Origin of the sequence: Bradyrhizobium sp. Mp19 (assembly GCF_029952935.1) — a bacterium.
Taxonomy (GTDB): domain Bacteria; phylum Pseudomonadota; class Alphaproteobacteria; order Rhizobiales; family Xanthobacteraceae; genus Bradyrhizobium; species Bradyrhizobium elkanii.
The window spans coordinates 125831-143928 of sequence record NZ_JASAUT010000001.1 but is presented as its reverse complement, the minus strand read 5'-3'; the positions used below and the strand labels follow the sequence as shown (position 1 = coordinate 143928).

At 64.6% G+C, this 18098-nt stretch carries 16 protein-coding genes; 5 read left to right on the top strand and 11 right to left on the bottom strand.

Translation table 11 applies throughout. The annotated features are described in order from the left end of the window. Window positions 1–348 precede the first annotated feature (348 nt). Window positions 349–1725, bottom strand: a complete 1377-nt coding sequence (locus QJT82_RS00655; RefSeq protein WP_028345272.1) for a sensor histidine kinase — start codon at window positions 1723–1725, stop codon at window positions 349–351. A 328-nt stretch (window positions 1726–2053) separates the two neighbouring features. Further along, complete coding sequence (locus tag QJT82_RS00650) at window positions 2054–2716, bottom strand: response regulator transcription factor (protein WP_016841655.1); 663 nt, start codon at window positions 2714–2716, stop codon at window positions 2054–2056. A gap of 411 nt (window positions 2717–3127) precedes the next feature. Here QJT82_RS00650 and QJT82_RS00645 point away from each other — a divergent pair, with 411 nt between their 5' ends. Next, window positions 3128–3487: a VanZ family protein gene (locus tag QJT82_RS00645; RefSeq protein ID WP_179077249.1), complete on the top strand. Its 360-nt coding sequence runs from the start codon at window positions 3128–3130 to the stop codon at window positions 3485–3487. A gap of 18 nt (window positions 3488–3505) precedes the next feature. Here QJT82_RS00645 and QJT82_RS00640 read toward each other — a convergent pair whose 3' ends face one another. Beyond that, complete coding sequence (locus QJT82_RS00640; protein WP_244620843.1) at window positions 3506–3739, bottom strand: hypothetical protein; 234 nt, start codon at window positions 3737–3739, stop codon at window positions 3506–3508. Beyond that, entirely contained in the window at window positions 3736–4893 is a 1158-nt protein-coding gene (locus tag QJT82_RS00635) for a hypothetical protein (RefSeq protein ID WP_264641913.1), read from the bottom strand. The genes QJT82_RS00640 and QJT82_RS00635 overlap by 4 nt, the downstream gene beginning before the upstream one ends. Window positions 4894–5019: 126 nt before the next feature. Here QJT82_RS00635 and QJT82_RS00630 point away from each other — a divergent pair, with 126 nt between their 5' ends. Together QJT82_RS00630 and QJT82_RS00625 are read left to right on the top strand one after the other, a co-directional pair. Beyond that, complete coding sequence (locus tag QJT82_RS00630) at window positions 5020–6600, top strand: hypothetical protein (RefSeq protein WP_028345275.1); 1581 nt, start codon at window positions 5020–5022, stop codon at window positions 6598–6600. 36 nt (window positions 6601–6636) lie between these two features. Further along, a complete protein-coding gene (locus QJT82_RS00625; protein WP_028345276.1) occupies window positions 6637–7623 on the top strand; it encodes a UbiA family prenyltransferase in 987 nt (328 codons plus the stop codon). A 15-nt stretch (window positions 7624–7638) separates the two neighbouring features. On the opposite strand, the gene galE is transcribed toward QJT82_RS00625, so the two are convergent. The 5 genes from galE to QJT82_RS00600 all read right to left on the bottom strand — a co-directional run bounded on the left by galE (window position 7639) and on the right by QJT82_RS00600 (window position 11950). Beyond that, entirely contained in the window at window positions 7639–8634 is a 996-nt protein-coding gene (gene galE / locus QJT82_RS00620) for a UDP-glucose 4-epimerase GalE (RefSeq protein ID WP_028345277.1), read from the bottom strand. Window positions 8635–8773: 139 nt separating this feature from the next. Then, a complete protein-coding gene (locus tag QJT82_RS00615; RefSeq protein WP_028345278.1) occupies window positions 8774–9028 on the bottom strand; it encodes a hypothetical protein in 255 nt (84 codons plus the stop codon). Between the two features lie 158 nt (window positions 9029–9186). Beyond that, window positions 9187–9816 (bottom strand): transglutaminase-like cysteine peptidase, encoded by a 630-nt coding sequence (locus QJT82_RS00610; protein ID WP_028345279.1) that lies wholly within the window; start codon window positions 9814–9816, stop codon window positions 9187–9189. A 220-nt stretch (window positions 9817–10036) separates the two neighbouring features. Further along, window positions 10037–10699 (bottom strand): ParA family protein, encoded by a 663-nt coding sequence (locus tag QJT82_RS00605; RefSeq protein ID WP_028345280.1) that lies wholly within the window; start codon window positions 10697–10699, stop codon window positions 10037–10039. Window positions 10700–10714: 15 nt separating this feature from the next. Next, window positions 10715–11950 carry a glycosyltransferase family 4 protein gene (locus tag QJT82_RS00600; protein WP_028345281.1) on the bottom strand — a complete coding sequence of 412 codons (1236 nt, stop codon included), beginning with the start codon at window positions 11948–11950 and terminating at the stop codon, window positions 10715–10717. 194 nt (window positions 11951–12144) lie between these two features. Here QJT82_RS00600 and QJT82_RS00595 point away from each other — a divergent pair, with 194 nt between their 5' ends. After that, entirely contained in the window at window positions 12145–13068 is a 924-nt protein-coding gene (locus QJT82_RS00595; protein ID WP_028345282.1) for a hypothetical protein, read from the top strand. On the opposite strand, the gene QJT82_RS00590 is transcribed toward QJT82_RS00595, so the two are convergent. Continuing rightward, window positions 13052–13240, bottom strand: a complete 189-nt coding sequence (locus tag QJT82_RS00590; protein ID WP_245288975.1) for a hypothetical protein — start codon at window positions 13238–13240, stop codon at window positions 13052–13054. The two genes, QJT82_RS00595 and QJT82_RS00590, sit on opposite strands and share 17 nt — an antisense overlap. A 126-nt stretch (window positions 13241–13366) precedes the next feature. On the opposite strand from QJT82_RS00590, the gene QJT82_RS00585 reads away from it, so the two are divergent. Further along, window positions 13367–15649 carry a glycosyltransferase family 2 protein gene (locus QJT82_RS00585; RefSeq protein WP_338139845.1) on the top strand — a complete coding sequence of 761 codons (2283 nt, stop codon included), beginning with the start codon at window positions 13367–13369 and terminating at the stop codon, window positions 15647–15649. Here QJT82_RS00585 and QJT82_RS00580 read toward each other — a convergent pair. After that, complete coding sequence (locus tag QJT82_RS00580; protein ID WP_028345283.1) at window positions 15590–17938, bottom strand: glycosyltransferase family 2 protein; 2349 nt, start codon at window positions 17936–17938, stop codon at window positions 15590–15592. The two genes, QJT82_RS00585 and QJT82_RS00580, sit on opposite strands and share 60 nt — an antisense overlap. Window positions 17939–18098 lie beyond the last annotated feature (160 nt).

The window sequence follows — 18098 nt, the reverse complement described above, 5'->3', positions numbered from 1 at the left end:
TGAAAGCTTGGTGCCCGGCAAACGCCGCAGCCCGTCCGCCCGCGATGATAGCGGCCGGCGCGTTAAGAAGCCGTTTAGGAATAATAGCAGCGTCGACCCTCCCAAGGCAGACTAGAGCGAGATGGGTTTAGGTCGGATGGCGACCGCGGCGGTGCTGTGCTCCCTCGCCCCGTTCTTACGGGAAGAGGGTTGGGGTGAGGGGCCGCCTCCGCGTATCGGGTGATAGCTGCGTTTACGGAGACTCCCCCTCACCCGGAACGCATCTAACGATGCGTTCCGACCTCTCCCCGCGCGCGGGGCGAGGTGAAGCGGAATCCGCCGCTCGATTCAGAGTAAAGTCATCTTGCACTAGACCGCCGGCAGCGTGAGCTCGGCCCGCAGGCCGCCGATCGGCGCGTTGTTCAGGGTTAGATTGCCGCCATAGAGGCCGGCGAGATCGGTCACGATCGACAGGCCGAGCCCGGAGCCGGGTTTCGACTCGTCGAGCCGTTGGCCGCGCCGCGACACCTGGGCCCGCTCGGCTTCCGACAGGCCGCGCCCATCGTCGTCGACCACAATGCGCAGCCTCGGCCCGGCGCCCGAGGCCTCGGGCGGGACCACGGTCACCTCGACGAACACCTGCGAAGCCGCCCATTTGCAGGCGTTGTCGACGAGATTGCCGACCATTTCCTCGAGATCCTGCCGCTCGCCGCGAAACCGTGCCGCCGGATCGGCCTTTGCCTCGATCGAGAGGTCGCGATCGCGATGGATCTTTTCCATGGTCCGGCGCAGCGCCTCGATCACAGGTGCGACGTCGGTGATGGTGCTGACAATGGTGGCGCGGGCGGCGATCCGGGCGCGCTCGAGGTGATGGGCGACCTGGTCACGCATCAGATCGGCCTGCTCCAGCACCTTGCTGGCGAAAGGATCGGCGGCATGCGCGCCCGCCTCGTTCACGATCACCGAGAGCGGCGTCTTGATCGCATGGGCGAGATTGCCGACATGGGTGCGCGAGCGCTCGACGATCTCCCGGTTGGCATCGATCAGCGCATTGGTCTCGCGCGCCAGCGGCGCGATCTCGACCGGAAACCGGCCCTCCAGCCGCTCGGCGCGGCCGGAGCGGATATCGGCAATCGCATCCGAAATGCGCTTGAGCGGCGCGAGGCCGTAACGCACTTGGAAGACCGTGGTCAGCAGCAGCACGACGCCGAGCGCGGCGAAGGTGCCGCCGAGATAATAGTCGAAGCTGCGCGTCTCATCGAAGATCTCGGTGGCATCGCCGGCGACGCTGACCAGGAACTTGCCGTCGGCGCCGAGATCGACCGGCCGCTCCACCACACGCAGGCTCTGGCCTTCGGGCCCGTCGACATAACCGAGGCGGACCCCGGCGGCGGTCAGCTCGGCGCCGTGCTCCTCGAGCTTGGGCAGCTTCTTGTCCCACAGCGAGCGCGAGGCGCGGGTCTCGCCCTTTTCGGTATCGGTCCGGGTGATCTGCCAGTACCAGCCCGACAATGGCAGGTCGAACAGCGGCTCGCCGAGCGACTGGAACTGGCGGTCCGCCGGCTCGTCCGGCGTCGCCACCTCGGCGATCAGGGTGCGCAGATAGAGATTGAGCCGGCGGTCGAAGGCGCGCTCGGTCGCGTCACGATAGACCGACGACAGGATGACGCCCGTGATCGCCAGGATCACCACCACCCAGGCGGTCGCCGAGACGAACAGGCGTGTCGCGAGCGAGCTGCCGCCCATCAGGGCACGAGCTCGAACATCGCGTCAGCGGGCCGCGACAAGGCGAGTTCAGACATGGCGAATCCAGTCCTCCTGGCGCGGATCATGCCAATGCCCGCATCGCGATCAAGCACCTTAAGAGCATGATCCGATTGAATAGGACATGCTCTTATCCCATTGTTTGGTCCGCGCTTTCTTCGCGCGAAGACGTTCCAGCACTACAATTGTCATTCCCCGCGCATGCGGGGAATCCAGTACGCCGCGGCCCCTCGATAAAACATCGGCGTCTCGGAATACTGGATCGTCCGCTTTCGCGGACGATGACACCGAATGAAATGCAACTGTAATATTAGGTCGGCGGCGACAGCATGTAGCCGAGGCCGCGAACGGTCTGGATGATATCGACTTCCAGCTTCTTGCGAATGCGCCCGACGAACACCTCGATCGTGTTGGAGTCGCGGTCGAAGTCCTGGTCGTAGAGATGCTCGACCAGTTCGGTGCGCGAGACCACCCGCCCGGTGTGGTGCATCAGATAGTCGAGCAGATTGTACTCGTGCGAGGTCAGCTTGATCGGATTGCCGTTGACGGTGACCCGCTTGGTGCGGGTGTTCAGCGCCACCGGCCCGCAGTTCAGCTCGACCTGGGCATGCCCGGTGGCGCGGCGCAGCAGCGCACGGATCCGCGCCAGCACCTCCTCGAGATGGAACGGCTTGGCGACGTAATCGTCGGCGCCGGCATCGAAGCCCTGAACCTTGTCGCTCCAGCGGTCGCGCGCGGTGAGAATCAGCACCGGCATCACCCGCTTGTTCCGCCGCCAGGCCTCGAGCACCGAAATACCGTCCATCTTCGGCAGGCCAATATCCAGCACGACCGCGTCATAGGGCTCGCTGTCGCCAAGGAAATGCCCCTCCTCGCCGTCGAACGCGCGATCGACCACATAGCCGGCGTCCGTCAGCGCGGTGGTGAGCTGGCGGTTCAGATCCGGGTCATCCTCAACGACGAGCAGACGCACATTGGCCTCCGAGAGTGAGCATTGCGATATCCGGCATCAAATGAGGCTTCCCGCCGTGAACGGCTTATGAATGGACCCGCAAGGCGCAGCTAATTTTTTCGTCAGGTGCACCATCCCGGGAACCCGCGCAAGCACCCCTGGTTCCCTCTATGAGATGCGCGCGAAGTGAGATCGGGTTTCATTTTAGGGTATTTTGATACCTTAAACTTGACGACAATTGTTGCTGGCAACCTTCCGGCGGACCAGGGCACCGACATCATGTCGGGTCATTTGCAGTCGACCTGCAAGTTAACCTTCGACGACCATTTTCATGTCGCTGACACGAGCGATGCGCTAATTCAACGGCGGCGCGCCGAGCGCACATGGACCGGGAAGAACGCGTTGCTTGTTTCAAAAATACGGAGGTTCGGCGTGATTGCAGGCTGGCTTGCGCTTGCCTTCATCGCCTTCGTGACACTGTCCCCGATCCAGGACCGTCCCTCGCTATTCCATCCGCAGATCGAGCATTTCGCGGCGTTCGCCGTGATGGCGCTGGCCTTCGTGCTGGGCTACCCGCGTCGCACCGCGCTGATCGTGCTCTTTGTGATCTTCAGCGCGTTCACGCTCGAAGCAATGCAATTCCTGACACCGGACCGTCACGGCCGCCTGATCGACGCGATCGTCAAGGTGGCGGGAGGTCTCGCCGGCGTCGGCGTCGGTCGCTTCATGCTGCTCGTGCTGCGCAACCAGTTCGGCCGGCTGAGGCCGGGCGTGGAGCAGTCCGCGAGCTGAGCGGCCGGCGCATTACGCTCAATCGCGCTTCGGCGCTTCCGCCGACTTCATGTCGTCTTGCGCCATGCATTGCTGAAAGAAGTGCAGCCGGTCGCCATTCATCGGCACGGCCCCCGGTCGCTTGTAGGGGTAGACCATGTAGGCCGCGCGCAGGCAGCGCTTTGCGGTCTCGGCAGCGGGTGCGGCGACGGCGGCACTCGACGCCAGCAGGAGCGCCAGCACCGCGCTGAACCGGACGGACACCCCGCTCACGGCTTCTCGCATTCCGAGTAGAACACCCCATTCGCGGCTGCCAGCCGCTGCAGGCAGTGCCGCTTGTCGGTCACCGCGCCCTCGACGGTGAAATCGTAGGCCTGGGCCTTCAGGATCAGCGCGTAGCGCCCCGGCGGCAGCGGCGCGTCGTCGCGCGGCAGGACCTCGAACATCTGCGGATCGTCCTTGAGCGGCGCCGCGCGGAACGGGATCGAGATGTTGCGGATCACCCAGCTGTCGTCGCCCGGCGAAACCACCGGCTTGCCGGTGGCGTCGAACGTGGTCTGCTGGCTCACATGCGCGATCAGGCGCGCATCGATCGGATCGGAGGCGCCGCCGGCACCCTCGCGCCGGAACACGATGAAGCGGAGATGTCCGTCCGGCAATATCGTCTCGCTCGGCCGCGTGATCGCCGCCGAGATCGCCACCCGCGGATCCGGCGCACGCCCCTGGATCAGTTGCACCTCGTAGAGCTTGCCGCCGCTCTCGGCATAAACGCCATACGCGGTCGGCAGCGGCCGTCTCGGCGCCGGCGGCTCGGCCGCAACGGCCGGCGCCGGCACGGCCGCGACCACCGCCGGCCTTTGGGTTTCAGGCGGCGCCGATGCCAGCGTGCCGGCAATCATCGCGCGGGCCGCGGCCAATGACACGCCGCGTTGCTGCAGCAGGACAACGGCCGCGATCAGCCCGAAGAACGCCAGCATGACGACGTAACGCAGCGGCGTCGACGACGACCATCGCGGACGGCGCGACACCGCGGCAGGCTCGACGCGATCGAGGGTCGTGACAAATGCCGCCTCGGCATCGATCCGGGGCGGCGCCTCGATCCGCCGCGCAGCACCTGTCGCCTCGAGGAATGCGGGCAGCGCCCGCGCCGGCGGCACCTCGAATTTCTCGATCACATTGCTCTTCGTGTGCGCTTCGACGCCTTCGATCGCCACTTCCAGCGCCTGCATCAGACGCTGCTTCTCCGCCGGATCCTCGTGCGCGAGCTGCTGAAGCTTCTGCCGCGCGAGCTCGTAGACCGCGCTGCGCAGCTGCTGCGGGTCGGCGCTCACGGAATCGATGGTTCGCGCCAGCACCAGCGCGAACTCCACCTCGGGGTGCGCAGGAGCGATGTCCCTGATCGTTCTCTGGGCCGGCGTCGGCGTCATAAATGTTAGTCTGGTTTGCCCATAATGTTACAACATTCTATGTGGATTTTACTGTTAACACAAACCACCAGGCCGGCGGATGACACCGCGGCTTGACCGTCCCAATCCGAGCAGCAGCAGGATTCATTGACCCGTTCTCTGCACATCCTGGACCAGCGGTTGTTCGCGCCCAAGCGGGACCGCCGATCCTGGCCGGACGTCCTGCTCCTCGCAGGATGGGTCGCGCTGGTCGGCTTCCAGATCGGCCGTCACGTGATGTGGCGCGACGAGGTCCGCGCGCTCACCATTGCCCTGAACGGCGACAATGTGTTCGCCATGCTGAGAGGGTTGCATGGCGAGGGCCACCCTGCCCTTTGGTACCTTCTGCTGCGCGGCGCGCATGCCGTATTCGATCGGGTCGAGGTGCTGCCCGCCGTCGCCTTCGTGGTCGGGCTCATCACGGTCGCACTGCTGATCTTCCGGTCGCCATTCCCGCGGCCGTTGGTCCTGCTGCTGATCACGGGCCATGCGCTGTTGTTTGAATATGTCGTGATGGCCAGGAATTACGGCATCTCGGCCCTGTTCCTGTTCGCGATCGCGGCCTGCTATCGGGCCCACCGCGATCGTGGTTTGCTGCTCGGCGCGCTGCTATTCCTGCTCGCCAACAGCAACGTCGTCGGCGCGATCATGGCCGGCGCATTCCTGCTGTTCTGGCTGCTCGACCTGCTCGACACCCAACTCGCGAGCCATGGCTGGCGCTGGTCGCCGCCTCTCGCCAATTTCGCCATCAATGCAACGATCGCGACGATTGGCGTCGTCATCTGCGCCGTGACGATGCTGCCGACCTATAATGATGCCGCGGCCCGGGATTGGTCGCACGAGTCACCGCTGGCGGCGGCAATCCTTTCCCTGGTGAACCCTGGCGCGACATCGCTCGGCGCGCTGTTTGCCAATCTGCTGCCGGGGGTCGCGGGATCGGTGCTGCTGTTCGGCGCGACGCTCGCGCTGCTGCCGCGGCGACCGGCCTTCCTCGCCGCCATCGCCGCCCTGCTGCTGACGTCGCTGTTCTTCGCCGTCGCCGCCAACGGCGCTTACCGACATGCCGCGGTCTGGCTGAGCTTCCTGATCGCGCTTTACTGGATCGGCTGGAGCAAAGTCACCCCGCCATCCGTCTCTCGCGCATGGCTCGACCGGCGCTTGCCGGCGATCGGACGCGTGTCGCTCCTGCTGGTGCTCGCGATCCAGACCGCCGCAGGCATCAACGATCTGCGCAACGCCGCGACCGGCGTGGTCGCGAGCCGCAGCGCCGATCTCGGCCGCCTGATCGCCTCGCGCGCCGACCTGGGCAACGCGGTCATCCTCAGCGAGCCGGAATGGTTGGTCGAGGCGCTGCCCTATTACGTCAAGAACCGGACCTATCTCGCGCGCGACCACAAATTCGGCAGCGTCGTGATCTTCTCGCGCAAGGGCAAGATGGACAGCGATCTCGGCGAGACCCTGCGCCTTGCCCGCGAGCTTCGCGACACGAGCCGCGCGCCCGTCATCGTCCTGCTGGCCTACCGGCTCGACGAGATCACGCCCGACCGGATCTACGACGAAGGCAAGGACTGGCGGACGTTCCGTGCCTCAGCGGCGCAGATCCGCGATTTCCGCGAAGCGACCACGATGCTCCGCCGCTTCGGCCCCGCCAAGACCGACGAGAGTTTCGACGTCTACCTCCTCAACTAGGCGATCGATCAACGACGACAGAAAAAGGACCGCGCGATGGCGCTGATGGACAGCAAGGTCGAAGCTAGCAAGCCGCCGGCTGCAAGCATTCGGCAATACCTCGCCATCCTGCGGCTCGATCACAGCACCAAGCACATCTTCATCGTTCCCGGGATTGTCCTCGCCTGGCTGTTGCGCGGCCCGAGAGGCGAGCATGTTGCAAGCGCGATCGTCCTCGGCCTCGTGGCCGCGATCTGCATCGCGTCGGCCAATTATGTGATCAATGAATGGTTCGACCGCGACTTCGACCGGCATCACCCGACCAAATCGCAGCGCTCCGCGGTCCAGAGCGCGATGGACGGCAAGATCATCGGAATCGAGTGGCTGCTGCTGGTCGCGCTCGGCCTCGTCTGCGCATCTGCGAGCAGCCGCCTGATGCTGTTCGCAACCGGCATCTTCGTCCTGCAGGGCATCGTCTACAACGTCCCGCCGCTGCGCAGCAAGGACAAGGCCTATTTCGACGTCATCTCTGAATCCGTCAACAATCCGCTGCGGCTCTTGATCGGCTGGGCGATGATCGACCCGACCTCGCTGCCGCCCGGCTCGGTGATCCTGTGCTACTGGTTTGGCGGCGCGTTCCTGATGGCGGCCAAGCGGCTGTCCGAATATCGCGAAATCGCCGCGTCCCATGGCAGGGAGCTTCTGGCACGCTACCGCGCGAGCTTCGCGCACTACACCGAGGTGTCGCTGACGGCCTCGTGCCTCAGCTATTCGCTGTTCTCGGTGTTCTTCCTCTCGGTGTTCCTGGTGAAGTACCGCATCGAGTATGTCCTTGCGATGCCGCTGGTGGTGATGCTGTTCACCGCCTACTTCTCGATGTCGACGTCGCCGGGGTCGTCGGCGCAGAAACCCGAGAAGCTCTATGGCGAGCGCGGCCTGATGCTGCTCGTGCTGGCGCTGGTCGCCGTCTTCCTGGTGGCAAGCCTTGTCGACATGCCGTTCCTCGCACGATTGGCCGAACAGCACTACATCACATTGAACTGAGCCTCTCGCGGCGGACTACCGCCGGCGCGGATGCGCCTTCTGATGCCAGGCCCAGGCCGAGCGAATGATGTAGCCGAGATCGGACCGCCTCGCCTTGAAGCCGAGGCCGCGCTCCGACCTGGAGGGATCGGCCACCAGGATCGGCGGATCGCCGGCCCGGCGCTCGCGCACCACGCTCGGCACCGCTTCACCGGTCTCGGCGCGGATCGCGTCGAGCACCTGGCGCACCGAATAGCCGGTGCCGGTGCCGAGATTGAACACGCCGCCGGCGTCGCCCTTCAGCAACAGTTCGAGCGCCGCGATATGGGCGCTCGCGAGGTCGTCGACATGGATGTAGTCGCGCACCGCGGTGCCGTCAGGCGTGTCATAGTCTTCGCCGAAGATCGCAAAGTCCGGCACGTGCCCCAGCAGCGCCATCAGCGCGCGCGGAATCAGATGCGTCTCGGGATCGCGAAGCTCGCCGATGGTGACGGAGGCGTCGGCGCCGCAGGCGTTGAAATAGCGCAGGCAGACCGAGTTGAACCGATAGGCCGCGCGGTAGTCGGCCAGGATCTGCTCGATCATGAACTTGGAGCGGCCGTAGGGATTGACGGTCGGACCTGCGGCACTTTCGGGAATTGGATCGCGTCCGGCGTTGCCATAGACCGCGCCGGTGCTGGAAAACACCAGGCGGTCGCAACCCGCCTCCCGCATGCCGCGCAGCAGGCCGAGCGTGCCGGCAACGTTATTGGTGAAGTACTTCTGCGGATCCGCCACGGACTCGCCGACCGCACTGAACGCAGCGAAATGCATCACGGCGAGCGCGTTGTGCTCGCGGATGGTGGCGGCGATCTTGTCATGGTCGGCGACATCGCCGATCACGAGCGGTCCCCATCGCACGAAATCACGGTGACCGGTGGACAAATTGTCGTAGACGACCGGCAGAAACCCGGCCTCGGCAACCGCCTTGGCGCAATGGGACCCGATGTACCCCGCGCCACCCGTGATCAGGATCGAACCCCTGCTCGCCATCTGAAAATGTTGCCCTGCGCGAACCAATCCCGCGCCTCAACAGGCGCAGTGATCGCATCGGTACGACATTCCGTCCGAGGCGGCAAAATGACGATGGGAATAGCGTTAAGACCGAACGGATTTGCTGGTCACGCAACGCTTAACGCGACCCCAGCGGCACGTTGGTCCGTTGACCGACCGGCGGCGCGTGCCGCGACGGTCTCCCGTAAGGGTAAGCCGGTGTTGCCGGCGGGACCGGCTGGGTCGCCTGCGGCCGCGACGTCGGAACGCCGCCGCCCGGTCCATCGATCGAATAGCGCGTTGCGCCCTGCGTGGTCTGCCCGGTGCCCTGTGCAAGGGCGGGGACGGTGGCGACGACCAACGTCGCTATTGTGACAAGGCCGGCCAGCTTCATGTCGATGCCTCGATGGGTTGGACCGGGGTCAACCGTTAATGCCTCCAATCGTTCCGGGAATTTCGCCGCAGCGCTTCGGCGATCGTCTCTGATGCGAAAAATGGCGCGGCGAAATGTCTCGCCGCGCCATTTTCGATCGATGGGGCTCGTTCAGAAATTCAGGCGCCGGCCTGCGCGACGGCGGCCCAGTGAGCGGGGTTCGCCGGGGTCTGCATCCTGACCCAACGATAACGCGCCTGCGACCAGCTGCGGATCTGCGCATTCAGATTGTCGAGCACGATGTCTCCACCCCTGGCGCGGACCACCAGCACGAGATGATGCTCGCCGGAGGAGGTCACCACCTCGCTCAGCAGAAGGTCGCGCATCGGCCAGCCGCGCGCCAAAAGCTCGTGGCGCTTGCTGACCGCATAATCGTTGCAATCGCCGCGCGCCGGATTGATCAACCATTCCTCGCCGGCAAGGCCGCGTTCGTTGCGCTGGGGCACGATGCTTCGATTGACCGAAGCGTTGACCTCGATCAGGTCGGCGATGCGCTGCTTGGTCAGGCGTGTGGCGCCGCCGCGGAACACCATCCGGGCGCGGGCTTTCGGCTTGCACTCGTCGGCATAGCGCATGCAGAACATGGTGTAGGCCATGGGCGCCAGCGTCGGCTCGCTGAAGCGGATCTTCTCGATCACGCCGCGCAGCGGCAGCGGGAAGCCGACCATTCCAGCCTGGGTGTTCTGTGCGCTTGTCCCGAGCGCAAGGACAGCCAGAACCAGGGCCATCACTCTCTTGACGTTGTACATTCTTCACTCCCCACAGTGACGGGAAGCATGTACGGGAAATGTCTTGAGCTTGGGCTCAAGCGCGCGGCGGCATTTGTTTCAAATGCGAGGGTGCGCGCGAGCAATCCGTTAACCAAGCCCTTTCGGCGGGACACGTCAGATCAAGGGCTGAGTGCGGCCCGAAGTCTTTCGTTCCCATGCCGGCATGGTTAGCCTGACGTGAAGCCGCCGGCGCGCTCTGTTAAATCGCCACCCGTTGCCTGGGAGCGATCCCGCACCAACTCATGACGAGATCGGCGAGCATCTTGATCTCGAGATCCGCGGGCGTACCGCCGGCGAAATCGGCGACCGATTGCCCCAAGGCGACCGCGCGAACATAGGCCGAGCGACTGCCGATCATCGGCCCGATCTCCTCGTCGAGCGTATCGAGCTCCTCGATCAGCTGTTGGCCTTCGAGCGTGCGCTGGTCGACGCGGTTCGGCACGATCATGGCACGGAGCGCCGTTCGCCGCGTGGCACGCACTTCCCGCACGATGTCGAGCGTCCGCGCGGTGGCCTCGATGTCAAGGCCGGACGGCGTGCATGGCATCAGCACGATATTGGCGACCGCGAGCACGGCGCCCAGCACCCGATCGTTCGGCGCGGAGTCCACCACGATGATCTGATGCGGAATCTGTCGCATCAGCTTGGCCCATTCGGCGACCGGCCGGGTTTCGGGATCAAGCTGGTAGACGGGGAACGACAGATTGCCGGGCTCGGCCCAGTGACACGCTGACGCCTGCGAGTCGGCGTCGACCAGTCCCACGACGCCCGTGCGCCGATCCAGTTCTGCGGCGAGCAAGACCGCAAGGGTCGTCTTTCCGACCCCGCCCTTGCGCTGGGCAACCGAGATGACAAGCGGCATCGCAAACTCCTGGCGTTATCCCCCGTACGAGCGCGGGAGGACACCTTCATCAACGAGCGTCAGCATCCGCGGCAGACAGACCCGCTTTGCGTCGTAATTGTCCCGCACGAAGCTACGCGCCTTCATCCGCATCTTCTTGAAGGCCTTGGGCCGTGACAGCACCGAGACTACCTGATCCGACAGCGCATCAATATCAAAAAACGGCACCAGCAGGCCGTTGCCGTCCGAGATGATATCGCGAAGCGGGGCGGTGTCGGATGCCACCACCGCGCATCCCGCGCTCATCGCCTCCAGCAGCGACCAGGACAGCACGAAGGGATAGGTCAGATAGACGTGCACCGAGGAAATCTGCAGCAGCTCGAGATACGGTTCCCGAGGAATCCGGCCGAGGAAATGCACCCGGCGCAGGTCGATATCCGACTTGATCTCGTCCAGGAACATCGACTTCCAGCTCGAACCCTTGGGCGGATTCGCGCCGTAGGATGTCCCGCTGCCGCCGACGATCACAACCTGCGCATTCGGCCGCGTGGCGAGGATCTTCGGCAGGGACCGCATGAAGACATGGAATCCGCGCACCGGCTCGAGGTTGCGCGAGACGTAGGTGATCACCTCGTCGTCCGCCGACAACGTCGCACCGTTCGGAAGCTGAAACCGCGCGACCGGATTGGGCTTCACCTCGTCGGTGTCGACGCCCTCGTGGATGACCTCGATCTTGCTCTGAAACTCGGCGGGAAAGGTCGATCTCTGCCATGGCGTCGGCGAAACGCCCGTATCGCATTCGGTGAGCGCCAGCAGCGTGGTCGCATTCTTCAGATGGAGTGCGACGTTGCCATCAAGGCCCGTCATGGGAAACTCGGGATCGAAGCCCACGTCCCTGCCCTCGGCACCGTAATAGAATTCGCAGTAGAGGATGATCCGCGCGCGCGGAAACATCGTGCGCAGCGGCAGCGTCTCGCCCCAACCGGGATGCGCGAAGATCAGGTCGGGCACGAAGCCCTGCCCCGACAGCGACGACAGCGCGTACAGAACCTCTTCGGCACGCCGCGATTCGACATCGAAGCGCCGGGCGAACGGATGGACGACCGCGGAATCCGTCTTGGTCGTCGAATATTTGAGCAGCCGGATATCCGGCGTCGTGCTGGCGGTCGATGAACCGACGGCAACGACCCTGTTGCCGGGCTGCTCTGCGAGCGCGCGCGCAATGTGGCGATACTGGGCTGGAAAATTATTGTGGACGAACAGGACGTTCATTGGCGGGCGAGCGCGCCCCCCGGCCGCGCGGTCTTCGATTGGGGTCAGGGTCTGCATCATCACCGGCGGTGTGTCATCGATTGGCGAGCAAAACTATCTTACCGGATTAACATTAAGCCCCCTTCTATCACACAGATTTTTGGGGCACACTGCAGGAGACTTATCAATCCATTCCGTTAGGCTCGCAGGCGACAATGAACGAACAGATTCAGCAGAAAACCATTGATCTGGCACGGGGTCTCTTCCTGGTTCGGTACAATGGCGCAGATGATAAGGTGTCACCTCCGGTGGTGCGCGTATACGCGGATCGCGCCAGCCTTAACAATTGTAATATCATTACCGGACCGGACGTGGTCAATGGAACCCTGTTCGCGCCCGAGACCGCGCTGGTCGTGTCGGTCGCCCGGCCGAGCCGCCTGATCGTCGAGGTCACCGCAGGGCGCGTCGGCGGGTCGACCGCCGCCAATATCAAGATCGAGCCGCTGACCCAGGGACAACCGGCTGAGCAGCCGGCCAGCCAGCCATTCGACATGTTCGAGCCGGAGGCCGGCCCCGGCGAATTGAGCGACCTCAAGCTGCTCGCACATGTCGCGGGCCTGGGCGACGTGACGGTCGGCTCGAATGTCTGGATTGCCGGACCGTCCGCTCCGGCGCGGATCGAGGGAATTTCCCTCGAATGGCCCAACAAGCCGCACGATCTCCAGCTGCAATATGCCGTCAAGTTCGCCAGGCCGCAGCGGGGCGACAACCAGTTCGTTCCGCTCGGAACCTTTGCCGGAACCCGGGGACGCGCATTGGCCATCACGGGGTTCTCGCTGGAGGCCACGGGTCCCGGTGCGGATCGCTACGCCATCGCGGCTGAAACCATCTTCCTGGGGGCTCCGGCCCTGCGGGTCACCGGGAACCGGATCGTGGTGTCGGGTCCTTCGGGACGGGAACCGCTGGTGGGCCTCAAGCTCAACCTCGAGGAGCGCCGGGTGCAGGCAGCCCCTCTCGCGCCCCAGCAGCCGAGGCGGGTCGAGCCCGCCGCTCCGATGCCGCGCCACGAGGAACCACGCCTCGAGGGACGGGTGCGCGTGTTCCGGAGCCGGCAGGGCGCCGTCAAGACGGCAGGCTGACCATGCGGGCAGATAAGGGCGCCACTTGACCGCCGACGCGCGCAGGATCGCCTTTACGTCCAAAACGCTCCACCACGTCGATCTCGAGCGGGCCGCTGTCGGGGCGCTCGAGGCGCGTGATTTCCGCTTGGCGTTCGCGCTCGCCGACCGCCGCTGCCGGATCCTGCCGCATCCGGGCGCCCGCGCGCATCTACTGCGCGCGGAAGCACTGTTTCATCTCGATCTCAGGGATGCGGCGATCGCCGGCGTCGCGAGGGCGCTCGAGCTCGAGCCGGACGATCTGGTCGCTGCCCGGCGAATGATGGCTTGGGGCGACGACCTTCAGCAGATCGAGGCGGCGCGAAGCGTCACGCGGCGTGATGACGATCCGGATTCGGTCAGGGGCGCCCTGCTGCTGCTCGAACAGAGCGGCCAGGACAGCTGCGCCCGCATCGACTTTCTCGATGAAGAGGTGAAGGGATGGGTGACGTGGCGCGGGCCGGACGACCCGCACCTTTCGCTGGCGCAGGCGGATCAATCCAGCACGATCCAGCTTCCCGCCGATCCACGCCACAGATTCGCGCGTGACGGACGACAGGCCGCGAGCTTCCGTCTGATACGGCCCGCGTCCGCGACCTCGCAGCGCCTGCAGATCACGCAGGCGGACCGGGTGATCGCAAGTGTTCAACTCCCGGCCAACCGCGTTCCGGATCACCGGGCCGCACCACGCCGGCCGGCTCGCCTTCGAAACGGCGAACCTCCTCCGCTCACCATCATCATCCCGGTATACCGGGATCTGGCCGCGACACGAGCCTGCATCGACAGCGCGTTGAATGCGCTCGCCTGCACGCCGGGCTCGACCATCGTCGTTGTGGATGATGCCTCGCCCGAGCCCGACATCAAGCGCCTGCTCAACGAGCTCGCCGCCGAGTTCCGCATCCGGCTCCTGACCAACGAGCACAATCTCGGCTTCGTCGGCGCGGTCAACCGCGCGCTCGGCGAGACCGGCGCCGGCGACGTCGTGCTGCTGAATTCGGACACGATCGTGCCGAAATACGCGCTGCAACGCCTGCGAAGCGCCGTGCAATCGACGCCGCGCGTGGGCACGGCGACCCCGCTCTCGAACAACGGCGAATACACCAGCTTTCCAATCCCGAACCGGTCAAATCCCCTGCCCGCGGCCGGCGAAATCGAATTGCTGGACGAACTTGCAGGCAGCGCAAATTCCGGGATTGCCATCGACATCCCCAACGGCATCGGGTTCTGCCTCTACATTACCCGCGAATGCCTCGACGCCGTGCGCGAGCTCTCCGACGACTTCTATCGCGGCTATCTCGAAGACGTCGACTTCTGCCTGCGCGCAGCGGAATCCGGCTTCCGCAACGTGTGCATTCCTTCGGTCTTCGTCGGGCACGAGGGCTCGCGCTCGTTCCTTGGCGAGAAGCGTTCGCTCGTGATGCGGAATCTTCGCGTTCTCGAACACCGTTACCGGCGCTATGCGACGGACTGCGCCGCATTCCTGCTTGCCGATCCACTCCGCGATTGCCGGGCCGCGCTTGAACTCAAGCTGCTCACGAACCAGCAGGTCGCCACCGGCCCATCCGTCATCCTCTGCGGCTCGTTCGCCGGCCGCGCAATTGCCATCGAACGCTGCCGGCAGCTGGCTGCAGAGGGTCAGCACGGCCTGGTCGTGCAGATCCGCTCGGAGGGACAACGCCAGCTGGCTGCGATGTTCGATCCGGATGGCGGAGCGCCGCAGTCGATCGCACTCGACGTTGCGACGCCTGAAGGCCGCGAAGCTCTTCTGACGTCTCTCGCCGATCTCGGAATCCGGTCGCTCGAGATCGCAGAGCCGAACCGCATTCCCGGCGCCTGCATGGTGCAGCTCACGCAACGCTTTGCCTACGACCTCCTGATCACCGACACCGCGCTTGCAATGCGCGCCGTGGCTGGATCAGGCGTTCATCCGGATTGGACGAGCCTGGTCGCCGGGGCGCGGCGCGTGACTGCGATCGGTGACGACGGCGCAGCCTTTTCGGAAGCCGTTCTCGGCTTGCAAGTCGTAAAGCTGAGCAACCCGCCCGCGCCGCCGGTGCTGTATCCCGCCGTGAGCGGCCCCGCCCGTCTCGGCCTGCTGGTCCTGCACGCCAACGCCACGGAATTTCGCTTCATACGAGCATTGAGCGATCAACTGGCCGACGCCAACGAAGACGTCGAGATGATCGTGCTGGGGAGTACCCTCGACGATCTCAAGCTGATGCAGCGCACCAATGTCATCGTCACCGGCGATATTGCCGTTGACGACGTCGCCACGCTGATCGAAGGTCACGGCATCACGAAATTGGTTCTCGACATCGGCGAACCGGCGTTTGGTCATCCATTGGTGGACGCGCTGCAGGCAACCGGGCTGCCGATCGCCGCGACGGAATGGAGTCCGACTCCACCGGGCCGTGGCCGAAGCACGGACCTGAAGCTGCAGCCAGGCCTTGATGGCGATGCAACGATTGCTGCCGTATGCGACTGGGTGGTGGAGGACGTCCTGCTACAACCCGATCGGAGGAGCGGTCGGCACCGGCGGCAGGTTGGCGCGCGGCTTCCATGATCGCGGCGGCCATGCAAGCGAGGAGAACGGCGTCGAATCCAGCCCCAGCAGCGGGCTGTAATAGGGATCGTCGAGCAGCACCTCTCCCCATTTCGCGCGCAGGATCGACAGCTCGCGCCTGAAGCGTGCCCTGCGATCCGGCGCGGAATCGCGGCCGCGGCTTGCCGACTCCAGATGAACGAGTTTCGCGTCCGGCGTGAACACGATCCGCTTTCCGAGCTGGCGCAGCTTCAGGCACAGATCGATATCGTTGAAGCTGATCGGAAAGCGGATCTCGTCCATGCCGCCGACGGCCACGAAATCGCGCTTGCGCATCAGCAGGCACGCCCCCGTCACCGCCGAACATTCGTGCGCCACCTGAAGCAGATCGCCATAGCCGGGATCGCCATCCATCCGGTCGTTGAAGGCGTGCGCGGCCGAGAAATTGGCCCCCAGCACCACTCCGCCGTGCTGCACGACGCTGCTCGGCCAGAGCAGCTTTGCACCGACGGCTCCGACGTCGGGAGCGGCGAGCCGCCACAGCATCTCCGCCAACCAGCTGTCGTCGAGCGCCTCGACGTCATTGTTGAGAAAGCAGATGTTCTCGGTATCGACGCAAGCGACGGCGGCGTTGTTGATGGATGCGAAGTTGAAGGGCCCTTCGACCGAGATGACATCGATTTCCTGCGCGGACAGGCCATCCAGATAGTCCAGCGTTTCCGGCTCGGTTGAGCTGTTGTCGACGACAAGGATCCGGGCGTTCGTCTCATTTGCCGCCGGCATGACCGTCTCGATGCATCGCTTGAGCAGCTCGGCGCGATTTCTGGTCGGAATGATGATGGTGGTGCGCTCGCTCCAATCGACGGCGCGCTTGACCTGAACGGCCGGAAGAAGGCCTGCTTTTCGCGGCTCGACATTGGCCTCGATGCCAGCCCTGGCAAAATACGCCTTACTTGCGGCGACCAGTTCGGAGGTTGCGGCCGATGCATCAATCCGCGGCAATGCCGCAACCGATCCCGGAAGATGATACGTTCGATCCGGCTCCGCGCAGCAAAGGAAGATGTCGTAGAGCGACGTCGCCGATCGCAGCGCGTCCACGGCAGGCTCCCGACGCATCGCAAAACAATACGCCCCATAGCCCTGCTCGAGCGCGCGCTCGAGATCGAATGCGGAGAACGCCAGCGGCCAGACAGCGCCGGCGCCCGCAGCAACTTCGACGTCGCCATAGACCATATCGCAGCCGGGTTCGGATGCGAATAGATCGGCGAAGCGCTGCAAGGCATCTTCCGCAAGGATCGTTCCGCTCAGGCAAAACACAAAGAACGCGCTGCCGGCGGCATCGCCCTCGACAAACTCGCGCGCTGCTTTTGGATCGAATTGACTAAACGCCCGCGCCGGCAGGGACACCGCCGACCAGGCCGAGTGCCGTTGGGCTTCGAGGCTTTCGATGCTCTCGTCCACCCTGACATCGCCGATCAGGACGACCGCCGCCTCGGATGCGACGTCAGACTGTTCAGATCGTGTCGTCGGCGAGAAGCGCTCTTTCCAGCCGCGATAGGCGTGAAACGGCATCGAGGCCGGCAGCACCCGGTCAAACAGCTCTCCACGAAGCCGCTCGCTATCCCAGCGCCCGAGATCCGCGAGTGTTTGCTCCAATCCGCGATCGAAAGCGACAAAGGAAATCGGCTCCGAGATCAGGCTCCGTCCCGAAATCGTCCGCGCGGATAGTCCGCGCATGCGACCGTCCGCAAAATGCTCGGGCAGATGAAAATCGATCCGGCGGCCGACGCCGAACTCGCCGCCCCGCGCGACGTTGGTCCACCCGGTCGGCTTCACGGTCATCACCGGGCGTTGCGCGATCAGGATTTCGATGTCCTCGTCGATGTCCTGAGCAAGCCAGCCTTCGAAGCGCAAACCTCCGACCCACTCGATATCGCCGATCCGATGCCAGCGCGCTTCCGGCGCGGCGACATCGCAACGAATCGGAGCCCCGACGGGACTGCCGATATTTGCCAGCCTTGCCTCAATGATCGTGGCGTTCGCGCTGACCTGATCCTGCACGTTGAAGGTAAAGCCAAATCGCGCATCGCCGATCCCGGCGTCGGCAAGCTCCGTTACAAACTCGTCACACAATGATGACATGTATGGCTCGCCGTCGACGAGCAGGTCGACGGTGTAGCGTCGGCCGAGATCGGCGCGATCATAGACGAACCCGGAAAACGTCGTGCGATCGTATCTGGAGAACTGCGTCTGCAACGACGCGTATTCAGCTCCCGAGGGCTTCTGCTTGCCAATCGTCTTCGTGCTCATGTCCACCCCTGAAACGGCGGCTCGATTGTCGGTCGATTTCAAGTTGAGAATGTGTCCATGGTGCGCCCGAGGTGACTAACGGGCGCTCAGCTGCACTTCGGCGATCACCGTTTGCACAAAAAGCCGCCGAGCTCCAACACAAACTATGCGCTATAAAACT